The sequence below is a fragment of the Stenotrophomonas sp. YIM B13575 genome, assembly GCF_042787595.1.
Taxonomy (GTDB): domain Bacteria; phylum Pseudomonadota; class Gammaproteobacteria; order Xanthomonadales; family Xanthomonadaceae; genus Stenotrophomonas; species Stenotrophomonas lactitubi_B.
The window spans coordinates 1-16,660 of sequence record NZ_JBHZOP010000022.1 but is presented as its reverse complement, the minus strand read 5'-3'; the positions used below and the strand labels follow the sequence as shown (position 1 = coordinate 16,660).

The following is a 16,660-nucleotide window of genomic DNA, read 5'->3' as shown; positions in this document are numbered from 1 at the left end:
GCCGTTGGTGGTGGGTGCCGACCGTTGGTCGGCACACCTTTCAAGGCCACCCGACCAACGGTCGGGTGCTACCGGCTTGGCCACCCGACCAACGGTCGGGTGCTACCGGCTTGGCCACCCGACCAACGGTCGGGTGCTACCGGCTTGGTCGCCCGACCGACGGTCGGGTGCTACCGGATCAGTTGCCCGACAGCATCCGGCGGATCTTGCGACCGATACGGGTCAGGAACGAGTCGCCGGCATCGGCGCTGGTGCGCACCGGCTTGGCCACGACCTGCACCGGGGTGACCGGGCTGCTGCCGTTGCCGGCGTTGCTTGCCACGCCCTCGGCACCCTCGACCGGACGGCCGTGGCGACGACGACGACGCTTGCGCGGCTTGCGCTCGCCGTCCACCGCCGCTTCCGGCGCCGCGTCAGCGCGCGGCGGACGCGGGGCCTGCACGGCAGCGGCTTCAGCCGTCACCGCACCCTCGACGGCTGCGGCGGCAACCTGCTCGCCTTCCACACGCGGCTTGCGCGGGCCACGCGGACGGCGTTCGCCGCTGCGCTCGCCATCACGGCCACCACGCCCGGCGCCAGCACCGCTGCCGGAACGACCGCCACTGCGGCCGCCGCCACGACGCTCTTCCTCGGCGGCACGCGCTTCGCGTGCTTCGCGGAAGATCTGGCCGACGCTTTCGTTCTCGTCGCCTTCCTCACCCGGTGCCGGGGCGGCACGCTCCGGGCGCGGCAGCGAGGTCAGGATCTCGCTGGTGACCGCTTCAACCGGGATCTTCTGTTCGATGTAGGCCTCGATGTCCGGCAGGCCCATCGCGTAGCGCTCGCAGGCGAAGCTGATCGCATCGCCTTCCTCGCCCAGGCGGGCGGTACGGCCGATGCGGTGCACGTAGTCTTCCGCATCGAACGGCAGGTCGTAGTTGTAGACGTACTTGATGCCGTCGATGTGCAGGCCGCGGGCGGCCACGTCGGTCGCCACCAGGATTTCCAGCTGGCCCTTCTGGAAGCGGTTGAGCAGGCTCTCACGCTTCTTCTGCGGCACGTCGCCGGACAGTACGCCGACGCGGTAGCCGGAACGCTCCAGCGAACGGGCCACGCGCTCGACGAACACCTTGGTGTTGACGAAGACCATGGTGCGCGCGCCTTCGCTGCGCGACAGCAGGCCCAGCAGCAGCGGGATCTTCTCTTCGTCGGCGGGGAAGTAGATGCGCTGGCGCACGCGCGCGGCGGTGATGGTCTCGGCTTCGACCACCAGCTTCTGCGGCTCGTTCATGTGCTCATAGGCCAGCTCGAGCACGCGGTGGCTCAAGGTGGCGCTGAACAGCAGGGTCTGGCGGGTGGAACGCTCCGGCATGCGGCGCAGCAGGAAGCGGATGTCCTTGATGAAGCCCAGGTCGAACATGCGGTCGGCTTCGTCCAGCACGCAGATCTCGCAGGCATGCAGCGAGACCACCTTGTGCTGCTTGACGTAGTCGATCAGGCGGCCGGGGGTGGCGATGATCACGTCCACGCCCTGCTGCAGGATCTCGCGCTGCTTGTCGTAATCCACGCCACCGTAGACCAGCGCGAAGCGCAGGCCGAGGTCGGAGCCGAACTTGACCGCATCCTTGTGGATCTGGATGGCCAGTTCGCGGGTCGGGGCCAGGATCAGCGCGCGCGGATCTTCGGGCTTGCGATCGGCCAGCGCCGGACGCGTCAGCAGGCGGTTCACGACAGCGACCAGGAAGGCCAGCGTCTTGCCGGTGCCGGTCTGGGCCTGGCCGGCGACGTCGCCACCGGGCAGCGCGACCGGCAGGGTCAGCGCCTGGATGGGCGTGCAGCGGGTGAATCCGGCTCCTTCAAGACCGGCCTGCAGGGCCGGATGCAGATCGAAGGAGGAAAAAGTCAAATCGGTCAGCGGTTTGTCGCTCATGTGTCCGTCTTGGTATGGCCACGCGCCTGCGGGCGGCGGCACTGAAATCTGTCTGGGGCTCCGTCGCAAACTGCGGCCCCTGCGGCGGGTCGGGCTGGCCGGGACCCCTCGGGTCCGCGCGCCGCACAATGCCCCAGTTTACCGCACTCGGGCCGGCAAACCGGAACCAGGCGTCTCAGAGCTTACGGAGACGGGCCTCTTCACCCCGCAGTACCGCGCTTGAACAGCGGCGCCGGCCCCCATGGCCTATCGCGCCAGCACCCCCATTTCAGCCATGGATAGTGAAATCGGACACATACCGGGTTGCATCCCGGTCACGATACGCTGGGTTCCAGCCAGCACCTGTCCCCGCCCTGCGATAGGGGTACACTGCCGGCCGTGAGCGTCCAGGCATCCCGCCGAACGCACCGTGGCAGTCCGCCGCGAGGCAACGACGAGGGTCACGCCACCGGGCATGGCCCAGTTCACCCACCTCCGGCCTGGCCGGGTGCAATCCAAGACGAGAAACCAAGATGAGCGACAAGGTTGTACACGTCGGCGATGCCGACTTTGATAGCGCCGTACTGAATTCCAAGGAACCGGTGCTGGTCGATTTCTGGGCCGAATGGTGTGGCCCCTGCAAGATGATCGCGCCGGCGCTGGACGAACTGGCCGATGCCTACCAGGGCCGCGCCAAGATCGCCAAGGTCAACGTGGACAACAACCGCGCGCTGGCCGCCAAGTACCACGTGCGTTCGATTCCCTACCTGGTCGTCTTCAAGGACGGCGAGAAGGTCGGCGAGCAGATTGGTGCCGTTGGCAAGGCCCAGCTGGCCGGCCTGCTGGACAAGGCCCTGGCCTGATCCTGCGCGTTACCGGCAGCCGTTTTCCACGGCTGCCGGGCGGGCGCCCCGGCGCCTGACTGAATACCGTATCCGGCGACCCTTGCGTGGCGCCGCGGGCCGATGATAGTGTCGGCACATCCGGCCGCGTTCGCGTGCCGCATCTTCTGGACGCAGTTTCTTCCAGACCCATTCCCAATGTTCGCCGCCCCAGCCGGGCGCTCGCACCTTCAAGCGAGGAATAACGCTCTTGTCCGATAACACTCCCGAAACCGGTAGCGCAGATGCGCCCGCCGAAAAGCGCGTGCGCAAAGCCCGCGTAACCAAGGCTGCCGCTCCGGCCGCCGCCGAAACCAGCGCCGCTCCGGCGCAGCCTGCCCTGCCGCTGGCAGCCGCGCCCGAAGCGCCGGCACCGGCCGCAGCGCCTTCCGCGCCGAGCGCACCCGCCGCCGAGGCCCCTGCCAGCAGTGGCGGCGGCGAAGGTGGCGAGGGCCGCGAATCCGGCCAGCCGCGGCAGTCGCAGCAGAACAACCAGGGCGGCGGCCAGAACCAGAACCCCTACAACCAGGGCGGCCAGCAGGGCCAGCAGGGCCAGGGCAATCGCCGTGACCGTTTCCGCAACCGCCGCGACCGTGATCGCAATGGCGGCGGCGGCGGTGGCGGCAACGGCGGTCGCTTCCGCGACGACGGCATGCCCAACGACAACGGCGAACAGCAGCCGTTCGTGCCGCGTCCGCACGCCAACGTGCCTGAAGGCTTCCCGGTCTATTCGCTGAGCGACCTCAAGCGCATGCCGGCCCAGAAGCTGCTGGAGATCGCCGAGCAGCTGCAGATTTCCGAAGGTGTGGCCCGTGCCCGCAAGCAGGACGTGATCTTCGCGCTGCTGAAGGTGCTGACCCGCCACGGCGACGGCGTTGCCGCCGACGGCGTGCTGGAAATCCTGCCGGACGGTTTCGGCTTCCTGCGCGCGGCCGAGGCCAGCTACCTGGCCGGCCCGGACGACACCTACATTTCGCCCAGCCAGATCCGCCGCTTCAACCTGCGTACCGGCGACCACCTGTCCGGCCGCATCCGCTTCCCGAAGGACGGCGAGCGCTACTTCGCGCTGTCGATCGTGGACACCATCAACGGTGAGCCGCTGGAAGCGTCGAAGAACAAGGTGCTGTTCGAGAACCTGACTCCCCTGTTCCCGCGTCGCCGCTTCACCCTGGAGCGCGGCAACGGTTCCTCGGAAGACATCACCGGTCGCATCCTCGACCTGATGGCACCGCAGGGCAAGGGCCAGCGTTCGCTCATCGTTTCCCAGCCGAAGGCCGGCAAGACGATGATGATGCAGCAGGTCGCCACGGCCATCACCACCAACCATCCGGACGTGCACCTGATCGTGCTGCTGATCGACGAGCGCCCGGAAGAAGTGACCGAAATGCAGCGCACCGTGCGCGGCGAGGTCATCAGCTCGACCTTCGACGAGCCGGCCGCGCGCCACGTGCAGGTGGCCGAAATGGTCATCGAGCGCGCCAAGCGCTTGGTCGAGCACAAGAAGGACGTGGTGATCCTGCTCGACTCGATCACCCGCCTGGCGCGTGCCTACAACAACGTCGTGCCGAGCTCGGGCAAGGTGCTGACCGGTGGTGTGGACGCCAACGCCCTGCATCGCCCCAAGCGCTTCTTCGGTGCCGCGCGCAACGTGGAAGAAGGCGGCAGCCTGACCATCATCGCCACCGCGCTGGTCGATACCGGCTCGAAGATGGACGAGGTGATCTACGAGGAGTTCAAGGGCACCGGCAACAGCGAAGTGCACCTGAGCCGTCGTATCGCTGAAAAGCGCGTGTTCCCGGCCATCGACATCAACCGTTCCGGCACCCGTCGCGAAGACCTGCTGATCGAACCGGAGCTGCTGCAGAAGATCTGGATCCTGCGCAAGCTGCTGCATCCGATGGATGAAATGACGGCGATGGAATTCCTGCTGGACAAGATGAAGAACACCAAGTCCAACGACGAGTTCTTCGGTTCGATGAAGCGCTGATCGCGCGGCATTGATGGAATACGGAAAAGCCCCGCGATGCGGGGCTTTTTTGTTGGGCGGCGGCAGGACAGCCGGCTTCACTTCGCAGCCCGGTGTTTTGGCGATAATCTGCGCCACAAATGCCTGACTCTCCGCCCCGACCGTGCTGGCCGGGCCGCCGATTCCCGCTGTTGCCCCATCCGGAGGATCCGGCGGGTCCAGCCCTGCCCGATCCTTCAACCGCATGCGCACACTGTCCCCCCGGCTCAACCTGGGCAAGCTGATCCTTGCCCTGGCCCTGCTCAGCGCCGTCATCGCCCTGGCCAATACGCTGCTTGCCAGCTATCGCGTGCAGCGCGACCAGCTGGTGGGAAACACCCTGGAAGCCAACCGTGTGTATGCCACCAAGCTGGCCGAGACCACGCAGAATTTCCTGCTGGCGGCGCAGCAGCAGCTGGCCTATGCCGCCACCCGGCTTGGCAACAGCGACATGGATCCTGCGCAGGCCCAGGATGAGGCCAGTCGCCTGCAGCTGCAGTCCAGCAGCTTCAATTCTTCGCTGGTGGTGGCCAGCGACGGGCGGGTGATCGCGACCTCGCCGCAGAGCCTGCAGCTGCAGGGCGAGATCCTGCGCAGCGCCGGCAGCAAGGCGGCGCTCGAGCGGCGCGAGCCGATGATCAGCGACCCCTACCAGTCGGCCACCGGCAAGCTGCTGATCTCGATCTCGCACCCGGTGTTCGACCGCAGCGGCCAGTACCGCGGTTATGTCAGCGGCACCCTGTACCTGCGCCAGCGCAGCGCCCTCAACACCCTGCTGGGTACGCACTACTACCGCGATGGTTCCTACCTGTACGTGGTGGATCGCCATGGCCGCCTGATCTACCACATCAATCCCAAGGAAGTGGGTACCTACGCGTTAAACAACCCGGCGGTGAAAGAGGTGATGCGCGGCCAGCGCGGTGCGCAGCAGGTGCGCAACAACCACCAGGTGGCGATGCTGGCCGGTTACGCGCCCGTCGCGGCGACCGGCTGGGGCATCGTCGCGCAGCGCCCGACCGAGGCGACGCTGCAGCCGCTGTCACGCCTGATGTCGGCGGTGATCTGGAATGCCATTCCGCTGGGCGTGCTGTCGCTGCTGATCACCTGGTGGTTCGCCCGCCGCATTTCGCTGCCGCTGTGGCAGCTGGCGCGCAACGTGCAGGATGGCGAAGACACCGGCAACGCGATCAGCCATGTCAATGGCATCCGCGCGTGGTACTTCGAAGTGGCGCAGCTGAAACAGGCCGTGCTGTACAGCTTCAATGCGCTGCAGGACCGGATCGGCACGCTCAACCGCGCCAGCCGCACCGATCCGCTGACCGGCCTGCTCAACCGACGCGGGCTGCAGCAGGCGCTCGACGCGCTGCAGGCGCAGGGCCTGCCGTTTGCGATCCTGACGCTGGATATCGACCGCTTCAAGTCGATCAACGACAGCCACGGTCACGACATCGGTGATGCGGCCATCGTGCATATCGCCGAACAGATGCGCCGCCATTCGCGCGAGACCGACGTGCTGTGCCGCGCCGGTGGCGAGGAGTTCCTGGTACTGCTGCCGGGCGTTGGCATCGAAGCGGCCCGGCAGACCGGCGAGCGCCTGCGCCAGGCCATCGCCGACGAGCCCTTCGCCCCGGTGGGCACCATCACCGTGTCGCTGGGCGTGGCCCACTTCCCCAGTTTCCACACCGATCCGGAACAGGCACTGCGCCTGGCCGACAAGGCCCTGTACCTGGCCAAGGAGCAGGGCCGCAACCGGGTCGTGGTGTACCCGCACGCCGATTGAGCACATCGATTGAAGCGGGATGCGCCGGGACCGGTCCGGGGCATCCCGCAATGACGCATCAGCCCAGCGGGGTGAGCAGGCGCGGGCCTTCCTGCGCGCGTCCGACCATGTACACACCGCCTTCGGGCAGCAGATCGGTTCCGGCGACCAGGGCGTCCTCGCCGGTCTTCCACGGTGCGCGCTGGCGCGGGCCGGGGATGTAGGCGGCCCAGCGGCCGTAGCGCTCGCGCGAATCCTCGAAGGCGTAGCGCACCGGTACGCGCACGGTCCAGAAGTCGCGATCCTTCGCCTCGCCAGTGGTGGGTGGGGTGAACGTCCAACGTTTCGCATTCCTGACGCTGGCCTTGGCCAGGATATCGCGTAGCTGGTTCATCGCGCGCGCGGTGCCAATCACGGTCAGATTGGTCTGCTCGGCGATCACATCAGCCACCCTGCCATCACGGCCGACCTTGACCAGCAGCATGACCGTGCCCTCGCCCTGCATCGTCACCGCCATCGGTGGGTACTCCGGCGCGCGCAGTCCGTTGCTGGTCACCTTGTCGGTGCTGACCTCACGCTCGCCACCTGCTTTGCTGAAATTGGCATCGACCAGGCGCACACGCATGCTGCCTTCGTCCGGGTTGTCGGCGATCAGCCGCAGGCGCACCGCAGTGCGTGCCTGTACGGGCTTGCCATCGACCAGCACCGGTTCGAAACGCCAGCCCTGCACGGCGTTGTCCACGAAGCCGGCAATACCCGCATCGACTTTTTCGCGACGGTCGAGCTGGAACATTTCAACCTGGCCTTCGCGGCCGATGTCGATGACGCCGCTGAGGGTCATGCTGGCCTCGGCCTGCTTGCGTACCTCGCGCGCGGTCTGCGCAGCGGCGGTATCGACCAGGGCGGCACCGCCACCCACGGCAAGGGCCAACGCCAGGAAAAGAGAAGAACGCATCACAGCCACTCCTTGTGCATGAAAACGATGAAGTCTGACGCCCGGGCCTATGCAACCTGGGGTCGGTTGGCCGACATCACTGCTCGGCAAGCGGGGTCAACAGACGCAGCCCGCGGGTGGCGCCGTCGACCATGTACACGCCGCCGGCCGGCAACAGGTCACTGCCGACCTGCGCGGCATCCCCGGTGGTGCGCCACGGGGCCTGCTGGCGCGGGCCGGGGATGTAGGCCTGCCAGCGCCCGTAGGGGCTGGGCGGTTGCCTGCTGCCCGTCTCGCTCAGCGCGAAGGTGACCGGCACGCGCACGGTCCAGAACGCCAGGCCTTTGTCCTCACCGGAGGTCGGCGGCGTGAACGTCCACTTGCGGGCCTCGCTGATGCTGGCCTTGGCCAGCATGTCGCGCATCTTCTTCATTACGTGTTCGGGTGCGACCACGCCCATGTTCACCTGTTCGGCGACGACATCGGCAACCGCACCGCCGCGCTCGACCTTGACCAGCAGCATCACCTCGCCCTGTGCGCCGACGCGGAAAGCCGCTTCCGGATAGCGCGGAGGCCGCATCTGCTCGGCAGTCACCGCGTCGGTGGCCTTGTCGTCATATTCGCTGAAGTCCACGCTGGTCATGCGCACTTCCGTGTTGCCGTCGGCCCCGGGCCGGCCCAGCAGACGCACGCGCAACGGCGCATGTTTTGCCACGGGCCTGCCGTCCACCAGGGTGGGTTCGAACTGCCACTTGCGGATCGTGCCGTCCACGAACGCAGCGATGGCAGGCGTGATCGATGCCCGCTGGTCGAGCACCAGGCCGGAGACCGCGCCATCTGCGGCGACATCGATGTTGCCGGTCAAGACCATGCTGGCTTCGGCGGTGGCACGCACCGCGCGCGTGCTCTGCGCTGCGGCATCGGTGCTGAGCAGGGAGCCCGCCGTGCCGATCGCAAGCGCGAAGGCGAGAAACAGGGGAGAACGCATCATGGCCCGATCCTTGGTGATGAAAGTGCCGAGATTACCGGAGTTCCGCGCCATCGGCACAGCCGATCACGCCAACCGCTGCGCAGCCGAATAGGGTGGCGTGTCCGGATAATCACCGTCCGCAAAGCGCGCCTGCAGCCCCTGCCACCAGGCGGGATCGAACAGGTGCCGGTAGTGCTCGCGCACCGCTGCCAGCTCCTGCGCCGGCAAGCCCATGAACGGCCCGAACCGCTCAGGGAACACATCGCGTGGACCGACATGAAACCAGGGCTCATCGGCCATCGCTTCTTCCGGTGAGCCTGGCGTGGGCCAGGCGCGGAATACGCAGTCGCTGACCAGGCACAACTCGTCGTAGTCATAGAACACGGCGCGGCCGTGGCGCGACACGCCGAAGTTCTTCGGCAGCATGTCACCGGGGAAGATGTTGTTGCGCGCCATGTCGGTGATCGCCTGCGCGTAGTCGAGTACGGCTGCGCGCACGGCCTCGCCGGCCTGCTCGCGCAGGTAGAGGTTCAGTGGCCGGAAGCGGCGCTGCACGTAGCACAACGCGATCTCCACCTCGTCTCCATCCACGCGCACGCTCTGCGCGCACTGCTGCAACAGTTCGTCCAGCAACGCAGGGGCAAAGCGTCCGCGCGGGAAACGCAGATGACGGTAGGGTTGTGCGTCGAGCAGGCGGCCGACGCGATCAAGGTTGAACACCAGGGCGTACTTTTCCTCCACCTGCTGCCGCGACATCGCCTTGGGCCAGGCGAAGCGGTCGCGGATCAGCTTGAACACCAGCGGGTAGCTGGGCAGGGTGAATACCGCCATCACCATGCCCGGCGTGCCTTCGGCATGCGCCAGGCGCTCGTTCGGGTGTTCATTGAAGTGGCGGAAGAACGTCCGGTAGCGCTCGGTCTTGCCCTGCTTGGCACGTCCGAGCACGGTGTAGATTTCGTCGATCGGCTTGCCCGGCAACAGGCTGCGCAGGAACACCACCGCATCGCCAACGGTGGCCAAGTCGGCCTGGAAATAGCTGCGCGACACACCGAACAGATGGGCGACATCGCGGCGCCGGGTCAGCACGGCATCGGCGCGCAGACCCTGATCGTCGTTGACCAGCGCGATCACGCACGGCGAGAAACGGTGTTCGCCGAACACGCGTCCGACCAGATAGGCGCGACGCTCGCGGTAGAACACGGTATCGAGCAGTTCGATGCTGCGCACCGGCGTGTCACCCCAGTGCGCCAGATCGTCCTGCAGGCGCACGGCGATGGCGGCAGCACAGCGCAGCTGGTGCGCATACGGAACGTCGAAGCGGTAGTCGCCCAGCACCCGCTGCAGCGCCTCCACCGGCCGCGTCGGCGAAACGGCATAGGTATGCCGCGCCACCGGATGAGTGATTGCATCGGAGGGCTCGACATCGAAGGCGATGAACTCCACGTCCGGGTCCACGCCGCGGATGGCGAACAGGCGTCGCGACAGGGTGTTGTAGAAGGTCTTGTACAGCTCGGCATCGATCAGGCCCTGCAGCAGGGTGCTGTAGCGCGCGTGCACCTGCAGCCACAGCGCGCGTTCGCTGATGGCGTCACCGGCCAGCCGACGCAGCGCATCCATCTGCTCGGCGATGCACTGGTCGTACAGGGCAATGCGCTCTACCGCATCATGACGTGCCGCCGCCCAGTCACGCTGCTGGAAACGCACGCGGGCACGCGCCGAGATCGCGGCGAATCGCGCATGGTAGTCCTCGAAGCCATCACGGATGGCATCAGCGATGCGCGGTGCAAGTTCGGCGGAAATGACAGCGGGCGGCATGTACGGCTCACGACGGAGAACCGATGCCACCATACGCTGGCGTGGGGTGGCTTGTGTAGAGCCGAAGGCCGCTGCTCCTGCGGCAGCCTTCGGCCCCACCGCCATGCGCCCGGCTCAGATCGCCAGTTCGGCCTCCACGTCCTGCACCTTGCGCCGCGCCAGGGCGAGGTTGGACTTGGCCCGGTCCAGCACGATGTAGAAGAACAGGCCCTTCTTCTTCGCCACCGGGCGCATGATGTGGTACGCCTTGCCGAGCGAGATCAGGATGTCCTCGATGCCATCGTTGAGGTTCAGCGAGGCGGCGGTTTTCATCTTCGCGCGGATCACTTCGGTATTGCCGGCCGCAGCCACTTCCATGTCCATGCCCGAACCGGCTTCGCCCAGCAGCATGCCGCTCTCGTAGTCGACCAGCGCCACGGCCTGCGCGCCATCGATACCCATCAGTGCAGTCAACGAATCATTCAATCCAGCCACGTTGCACCCCTCTCAATGTTGGTTCGAGCCCCTCGTTCCCCTGCGGCCGGGCTCACGATCCGCTGAGTTCGGCCAGGATCGCCTGGCCACATTCCCTGCTCTGCCACAGCACCTGGCCGATCACGCTGCGCTGGTCGCAGGCCGCCATCAGCAGCAGCGGTGCCCGCCCTTCGGCCTGGATGGCCAGCATCAGCACCTTGCCGCCGGCGGCCTCCAGCATCAGCGTCTGCAGATCGCCCAGTGCCAGCTCGCGCCCCACCGCCGCGGCCAGGGCCAGCATCGCGCTGGTCATCGCCGCCAGTCGCTCGCCGCGCCCTTCCGCACCGGCGCTGACCAGGGCAAAGCCATCAACGCTGGCCAGCACCACGGTCCGAACCCCTTCCACCCGCTGCTGCAGGTCCTGCAGCAACGGCTGCAGGCGCTCACGCTGGTGGGCGTCGGGCAACGGCGCGCCTTGTCCATCAGCCATGTGCGGCCACCAGTGCATGCGCTTCCATTTCGCTCATCAGTACGTCCATCAGCAGCAGTCCTTGTTCGCGATCACGGGCGTCCACCGCCAGCAACGGCAGCGGCTGGCCATCGAGACGGGCGCGCTCGGCCCAGTCATCCAGTGCCGCTGCCGGCACTTGGTCAAGATGGGTCACCGCCACCACCAGGGCCAAAGCCGGACCGAACGGGCGCAGCACCTGCAGGTAGGCGTCCAGTTCAGCGGCCACCCCGGCCCGGCGCGCATCCAGCAGCAGCACGGCACCGCGTGCGCCCTGCAGCAGGATCGGCCACAGGAAATCAAAGCGCTGCTGGCCGGGCGTGCCATACAGGCGCAGCCTCTCACCGTTGGGCAGGTCGATATCGGCGTAGTCCAGCGCCACCGTGGTCGACGCCTTGTCCGCCCCCGCGCGGTCGCTGTTGGCTACATCGGTATCGACCACCGCCCCAGCGGCGATGCTGCGTACCAAGGTCGATTTGCCGCTGCCCATGCCACCGAGCACCACCACCTTGTGCTCACGCATCGCGGTCACTCCCGCGCAGCGTGCGCCACAGGCGTGCGAGCAGGCCGGTGTCGGCAGTGCTGGCACGTGCGCCCGCCAGCGGTGCGGCAGGCGCAACCTGCAGCTGTGCATAACCGCACAGGTAGGCGGCGTGGATGAAATCGCGTACGGCGGCGGCGGGAAGATCCAGCAGCATCGCGCATTCGTCCACCGTGCAGGCACGCTTGAGCAGCAGCGAACACAGACGGAAGCCATCGTGATCGTGGCCGAGCACGCGGAAATCCGGCCAGCGCAGCAGCTTCACCGAGGCGCCGCGCAGGCGCTCATCCAACGCCTGCCAGTGGCGGCTGCGCTGCGCCCATTGCCACAGCAGCGGACGCAGCGGCAGTCGCGTGCGATCCCCGGCCAGCGCCTGCAACTGCGCCGGCTGCAGCGCATCCAGATACAGCTGCTCGAAGCCCTGTGCCAGCCGCTCCACCAGCACCGTGGCCGGCTCGTGCAGCAGCACCGCCTGGTCCTGTTCCAGATCCAGCAGCAGCAACGGCTCTGCGCCCTCGCCCAACAGCGCCTGGCCCTGCCGCAAGGGCAGCCGCTCGCGCAGCAGACGAGTGATCGCATGCGCGCCGTCAGCGAGACGAATCGGTGTCGCTTCGGTACCAGCCTGCATGCCGCGCAGTGCCCGTCCTATCGCGCCATCATCCAGCACGTGCTGGCCGCCATCGCCCTCGCGCAACTGCCCACCGAGGTCTTCGATCCAGCAGTGCAGCCGCGGGCGCTGCTGGCGCATGCGCAGTGCCGCGTTGCGCAGCGCCGGCGTATCGCGGATCACCAGCAGGTCGCAGTCGTCCAGGTCCTGGCTGCGGCGGATCTGCCCGTCGGGCAGCGCCGAGGCCAACCGCAGTCGTTGCAGCAGGGCCTGTTCGCCCTGGATATCGGTTCCCACTACGAGCACGCGTGCCATCCGTGTTCCCCGTGCGACCACCTCCCCGGCGGTCTCGCATCGCAAAGGCTAGGCCATGGCTTGCCGCCATCGTCGTGATCGACTGCTCATATTGGTGGCAGTGGCAAACACGCACGCATCCGTTCTGCGACGGCCATCGCGGGCAAGTTTCATGCCGTGTTGACGGCATTCCGACAGACGACGGATTTCACGGTTCCGGGCCCGAGTGGACCTACGCCACGGGCGGGGTCAGATCCCTCTGCGGTGCACAGGGATCTGACCCCGGCCCGCAAAAAAGAAACCCGCGCCGAAGCGCGGGTTTCAAGGTCACGACCGGACAGCGATGGATCAGCCGCGCAGCTGCTCCAGCGCAGCATTGAAGGTCGCACTCGGACGCATCGCGGCAGCGGCCTTGGCCACGTCCGGACGGTAGTAGCCACCGATGTCCACGGCCTTGCCCTGCACCGCGATCAGCTCGTCAACGATCTTCTGCTCGTTGTCGGCCAGTGCCTTGGCCAGCGGAGCGAAGCGTGCCTGCAGTGCAGCGTCTTCGTTCTGCGCAGCCAGCGCCTGTGCCCAGTACAGCGCGATGTAGAAGTGGCTGCCGCGGTTGTCGATGCCACCCAGCTTGCGCGACGGCGACTTGTCGTTGTCCAGGAACTGGCCGTTGGCCTCGTCCAGTGCCTTGGCCAGCACGCGCGCAGCGGCGTTGTCGTAACGATTGCCGAGGTGCTCCAGCGACGCGGCCAGGGCCAGGAATTCACCCAGCGAATCCCAGCGCAGGTAGTCCTCTTCGACGAACTGCTGCACGTGCTTCGGGGCCGAACCACCTGCGCCGGTCTCGAACAGGCCACCACCGGCCATCAGCGGCACGATCGACAGCATCTTGGCGCTGGTGCCCAGCTCCATGATCGGGAACAGGTCGGTGAGGTAATCGCGCAGCACGTTGCCGGTCACCGAAATGGTGTCCTCGCCCTTGCGGATGCGGGCCAGCGAGAACGCGGTCGCTTCCACCGGCGGCAGGATGCGGATGTCCAGGCCGTTGGTGTCGTGGTCCTTCAGGTACGTCTCGACCTTGGCGATGACCTGCGCGTCGTGGGCACGGGCGGCGTCCAGCCAGAACACGGCCGGGGTGCTGCTCAGGCGGGCGCGTTCGACGGCCAGCTTGACCCAGTCCTGGATCGGCGCGTCCTTGGTCTGGCACATGCGCCAGATGTCGCCCGCTTCCACGGCGTGTTCGAACACCACGGTGCCGGCGTCGTCGGTGACCTTGACCACGCCGTCGGCAGCGATCTGGAAGGTCTTGTCGTGCGAACCGTACTCTTCAGCCTTCTGCGCCATCAGGCCGACGTTGGGCACCGAGCCCATGGTGGCCGGATTGAAGGCACCGTTGGCCTTGCAGTCGTCGATGACGGCCTGGTACACGCCGGCGTAGCAGCGGTCCGGAATGACCGCCTTGGTGTCCTGCAGCTTGCCTTCGGCGTTCCACATCTTGCCGGAGTCGCGGATCATCGCCGGCATCGAGGCGTCGACGATCACGTCGCTCGGCACGTGCAGGTTGGTGATGCCCTTGTCCGAGTTGACCATGGCCACGCCCGGGCGCTGTGCGTACTCGGCAGCCAGGTCGGCTTCGATGGCGGTGCGGGTGGCTTCGGGCAGCGACGGCAGGCGCGCGGCCAGGTCACCGATGCCGTTGTTGGCATCGAAACCGGCCTGCTTGAGCACGTCGGCGTGCTTGGCCAGCACGTCCTTGTAGAACTCGTTGACCGCCACGCCGAACATGATCGGGTCGGAGACCTTCATCATGGTCGCCTTCAGGTGCAGCGAGAACAGCACGCCCTGGGCCTTGGCATCGGCAATCTGCTCGCCGATGAAAGCAGCCAGTGCCTTGCGGCTCATCACCGCGGCGTCGACGATCTCGCCGGCCTTGACCGCGGTCTTTTCCTTCAGCACGACGGTGCTGCCGTCCTTGCCGTGGAAGGTGATCTTCAGCGAACCGGCGTTGGCCAGCGTGGCCGACTTCTCGCTGCCGTAGAAATCACCAGCGGCCATGTGCGCGACGTGCGACTTCGAATCGGACGCCCAGGCGCCCATGCGGTGCGGATGCTTGCGGGCGTAGTTCTTCACCGACAGCGGCGCGCGCCGGTCGGAGTTGCCTTCGCGCAGTACCGGGTTCACCGCGCTGCCCTTGACCTTGTCGTAGCGCGCCTTGTAGTCGCGCTGCTGGTCGTCAGCCGGGGTTTCCGGATAATCCGGCAGCGGATAACCCTGGTCCTGCAGTTCCTTGATGGCTGCCTTCAGCTGCGGCACCGAGGCGGAGATGTTCGGCAGCTTGATGATGTTGGCGTCGGGGGTGGTCGCCAGCTGGCCCAGCTCGGCCAGGTCATCGTTGACCTTCTGCGCATCGCTCAGCAGTTCCGGGAACAGCGACAGGATGCGGCCGGACAGCGAGATGTCACGGGTTTCCACGGCGATGCCGGCGGTGGAGGTATAGGCGTCGACGATCGGCAGCAGCGACTGGGTGGCCAGGAACGGTGCTTCGTCGGTCAGCGTGTAGAGGATCTTGGACATGGGGGACTTGGACTCTGTAGCAGTGCTCAGGGGAAGGCCGGCGCCAGCGCCGGGCCACGTGCAACCGTGTCGCTTTCCTCCGCCGCCGTCAGGGTGGGCGCGCGCCGGAGAAACCCCTGCATTGTCGCGTTTTCAGCCGCGCGGGGCAAAGCCGCGCCATACGCGGCGGTACTGCGCCCAGGCAACGCTGTGATCCATCCACGCATGGCGTGGACGGATGCACCACGTGCCGGGCGTCAGTAGATCCACGCCATGCGTGGATGGAGATGCCGCGTGCCGGTCTCCGGTAGATCCACGCCATGCGTGGATGGAGCCTTCGCGCAAAAGCCACAAACAAAAAAGGACGCAGCCTCGCGGCTGCGTCCATCGTGAGTCCAACCGGGAGAGAGTCGGCGGGACTTACTTGACCTCGAACTCCTGCGGCGTTCCGGCCGCCTTACCATCGACCATGACTTCGGCGCGGTACTTGCCGGCCGGCCAGCCATTGGCATTCTTGAAGGTGATGTTGGTGGTCTCTGCACCGCTGGTGTTCAGGGTCGCGTTCTGCTCACCGGCCACCTGGCCATCCTGGAAGGTCAGCTTGGCGCCAACGGTGACATTGTTGGCCGCGCCATCGGTCTTCACCGAGACGATGACATCGTCCTTCGGCGCGAACAGGGCGGCAGTGGCCACCGACTTGTCAGCAGCGGCAGACTTGCCGACAGTGACGGCGGACACAGCAACGGCCGATGCAGCCATCGGCGGCGGCGCGCCGGTCATCGGAGCGGGCGCTTCGGCCGGCGTGGTTGCCGCCGGAGCCGCGTTGTTGTCTGCGGTTTCTTCCTTCTTCTTGCAGCCCACCAGGGCGACACTGCCCAGCAGCGCGGCCAGCAGGGCATTCTGAAGCGGGGTCGTCTTGATCATTCGGGGTTCCTCCCAGGGATTGTCGGACGGCGATTGGATCGCCGGTATTACTTCGGCGGCAGTTTCAGGGTCTGGCCCGGGAAGATCTTGTCCGGGTCGTCGAGCACGTCGCGGTTGGCTTCGAAGATCTTCTTCCAGGCGTTGGCATCGCCCAGGTGCTGCTTGGCGATCTTCGACAGCGAATCCCCCTTCTGCACGGTGTAGGTGCCACCGCTGGCCACCTCGGCGGTACTGTCCACCGAGGCACTGACGCCGGAAAAGTCCGCCTTGGGGACCTGCTGGGCGGTACTGTCGACGCTGCCACTGACGCCGGAGAAATCGGCTTTCTTCTCGGTACTCATCCACACACTCCCGTCTGTATGACTACATGGCTGGCACGGTGTCATAGAGGTTGTTAAATGGGGATGGTGCCGATGTGAAGCCGCCCCCGGGGTGGCTGAACAATCGAGGCGGAACGCCGCTGCTGGGCTCGCCGGGCATGGCCCGGCGCTACCCGTCACAGTGCGGCCCCACGGTAGCGCCGGGCCATGC

The 16,660-nt window shown here is 66.8% G+C and carries 14 protein-coding genes; 3 read left to right on the top strand and 11 right to left on the bottom strand.

The window, feature by feature from the left end; genetic code table 11:
- Window positions 1-178: 178 nt before the first annotated feature.
- Entirely contained in the window at window positions 179-1,909 is a 1,731-nt protein-coding gene (gene rhlB / locus ACFX4F_RS05245; RefSeq protein ID WP_099820456.1) for an ATP-dependent RNA helicase RhlB, read from the bottom strand.
- Window positions 1,910-2,421: 512 nt separating this feature from the next.
- On the opposite strand from rhlB, the gene trxA reads away from it, so the two are divergent.
- The 3 genes from trxA to ACFX4F_RS05230 all read left to right on the top strand — a co-directional run bounded on the left by trxA (window position 2,422) and on the right by ACFX4F_RS05230 (window position 6,554).
- The gene (gene trxA / locus ACFX4F_RS05240; protein ID WP_025878607.1) at window positions 2,422-2,751 is read left to right on the top strand and encodes a thioredoxin; all 330 of its coding nucleotides are present in this window, start codon (window positions 2,422-2,424) and stop codon (window positions 2,749-2,751) included.
- A gap of 229 nt (window positions 2,752-2,980) precedes the next feature.
- On the top strand, window positions 2,981-4,756 hold the full coding sequence (gene rho, locus ACFX4F_RS05235) for a transcription termination factor Rho (RefSeq protein ID WP_099785606.1): 1,776 nt from the start codon (window positions 2,981-2,983) through the stop codon (window positions 4,754-4,756).
- Window positions 4,757-4,979: 223 nt separating this feature from the next.
- Window positions 4,980-6,554 (top strand): sensor domain-containing diguanylate cyclase, encoded by a 1,575-nt coding sequence (locus ACFX4F_RS05230; protein ID WP_099820455.1) that lies wholly within the window; start codon window positions 4,980-4,982, stop codon window positions 6,552-6,554.
- A 58-nt stretch (window positions 6,555-6,612) separates the two neighbouring features.
- Here the strand turns inward: ACFX4F_RS05230 and ACFX4F_RS05225 are convergent, their stop codons facing one another.
- The 10 genes from ACFX4F_RS05225 to ACFX4F_RS05180 all read right to left on the bottom strand — a co-directional run bounded on the left by ACFX4F_RS05225 (window position 6,613) and on the right by ACFX4F_RS05180 (window position 16,470).
- Complete coding sequence (locus ACFX4F_RS05225) at window positions 6,613-7,488, bottom strand: energy transducer TonB (protein WP_380652928.1); 876 nt, start codon at window positions 7,486-7,488, stop codon at window positions 6,613-6,615.
- 76 nt (window positions 7,489-7,564) lie between these two features.
- Window positions 7,565-8,458 (bottom strand): energy transducer TonB, encoded by an 894-nt coding sequence (locus tag ACFX4F_RS05220; protein WP_380652925.1) that lies wholly within the window; start codon window positions 8,456-8,458, stop codon window positions 7,565-7,567.
- A gap of 63 nt (window positions 8,459-8,521) precedes the next feature.
- Window positions 8,522-10,252, bottom strand: coding sequence for a bifunctional isocitrate dehydrogenase kinase/phosphatase (gene aceK, locus ACFX4F_RS05215; protein ID WP_380652922.1), 1,731 nt, complete (start codon window positions 10,250-10,252; stop codon window positions 8,522-8,524).
- Between the two features lie 114 nt (window positions 10,253-10,366).
- Window positions 10,367-10,726 (bottom strand): hypothetical protein, encoded by a 360-nt coding sequence (locus ACFX4F_RS05210; protein WP_089237314.1) that lies wholly within the window; start codon window positions 10,724-10,726, stop codon window positions 10,367-10,369.
- A 52-nt stretch (window positions 10,727-10,778) separates the two neighbouring features.
- Entirely contained in the window at window positions 10,779-11,195 is a 417-nt protein-coding gene (locus ACFX4F_RS05205; RefSeq protein ID WP_099820451.1) for a roadblock/LC7 domain-containing protein, read from the bottom strand.
- Complete coding sequence (locus ACFX4F_RS05200; protein WP_025878599.1) at window positions 11,188-11,736, bottom strand: ATP/GTP-binding protein; 549 nt, start codon at window positions 11,734-11,736, stop codon at window positions 11,188-11,190. The genes ACFX4F_RS05205 and ACFX4F_RS05200 overlap by 8 nt, the downstream gene beginning before the upstream one ends.
- Window positions 11,729-12,676, bottom strand: coding sequence for a hypothetical protein (locus tag ACFX4F_RS05195; RefSeq protein ID WP_099820450.1), 948 nt, complete (start codon window positions 12,674-12,676; stop codon window positions 11,729-11,731). The genes ACFX4F_RS05200 and ACFX4F_RS05195 overlap by 8 nt, the downstream gene beginning before the upstream one ends.
- Before the next feature lie 327 nt (window positions 12,677-13,003).
- Complete coding sequence (locus ACFX4F_RS05190) at window positions 13,004-15,226, bottom strand: NADP-dependent isocitrate dehydrogenase (protein WP_099820449.1); 2,223 nt, start codon at window positions 15,224-15,226, stop codon at window positions 13,004-13,006.
- A 399-nt stretch (window positions 15,227-15,625) separates the two neighbouring features.
- Window positions 15,626-16,129, bottom strand: a complete 504-nt coding sequence (locus ACFX4F_RS05185) for a hypothetical protein (RefSeq protein ID WP_099820448.1) — start codon at window positions 16,127-16,129, stop codon at window positions 15,626-15,628.
- 47 nt (window positions 16,130-16,176) lie between these two features.
- A complete protein-coding gene (locus ACFX4F_RS05180) occupies window positions 16,177-16,470 on the bottom strand; it encodes a LysM peptidoglycan-binding domain-containing protein (RefSeq protein WP_093818171.1) in 294 nt (97 codons plus the stop codon).
- Window positions 16,471-16,660 lie beyond the last annotated feature (190 nt).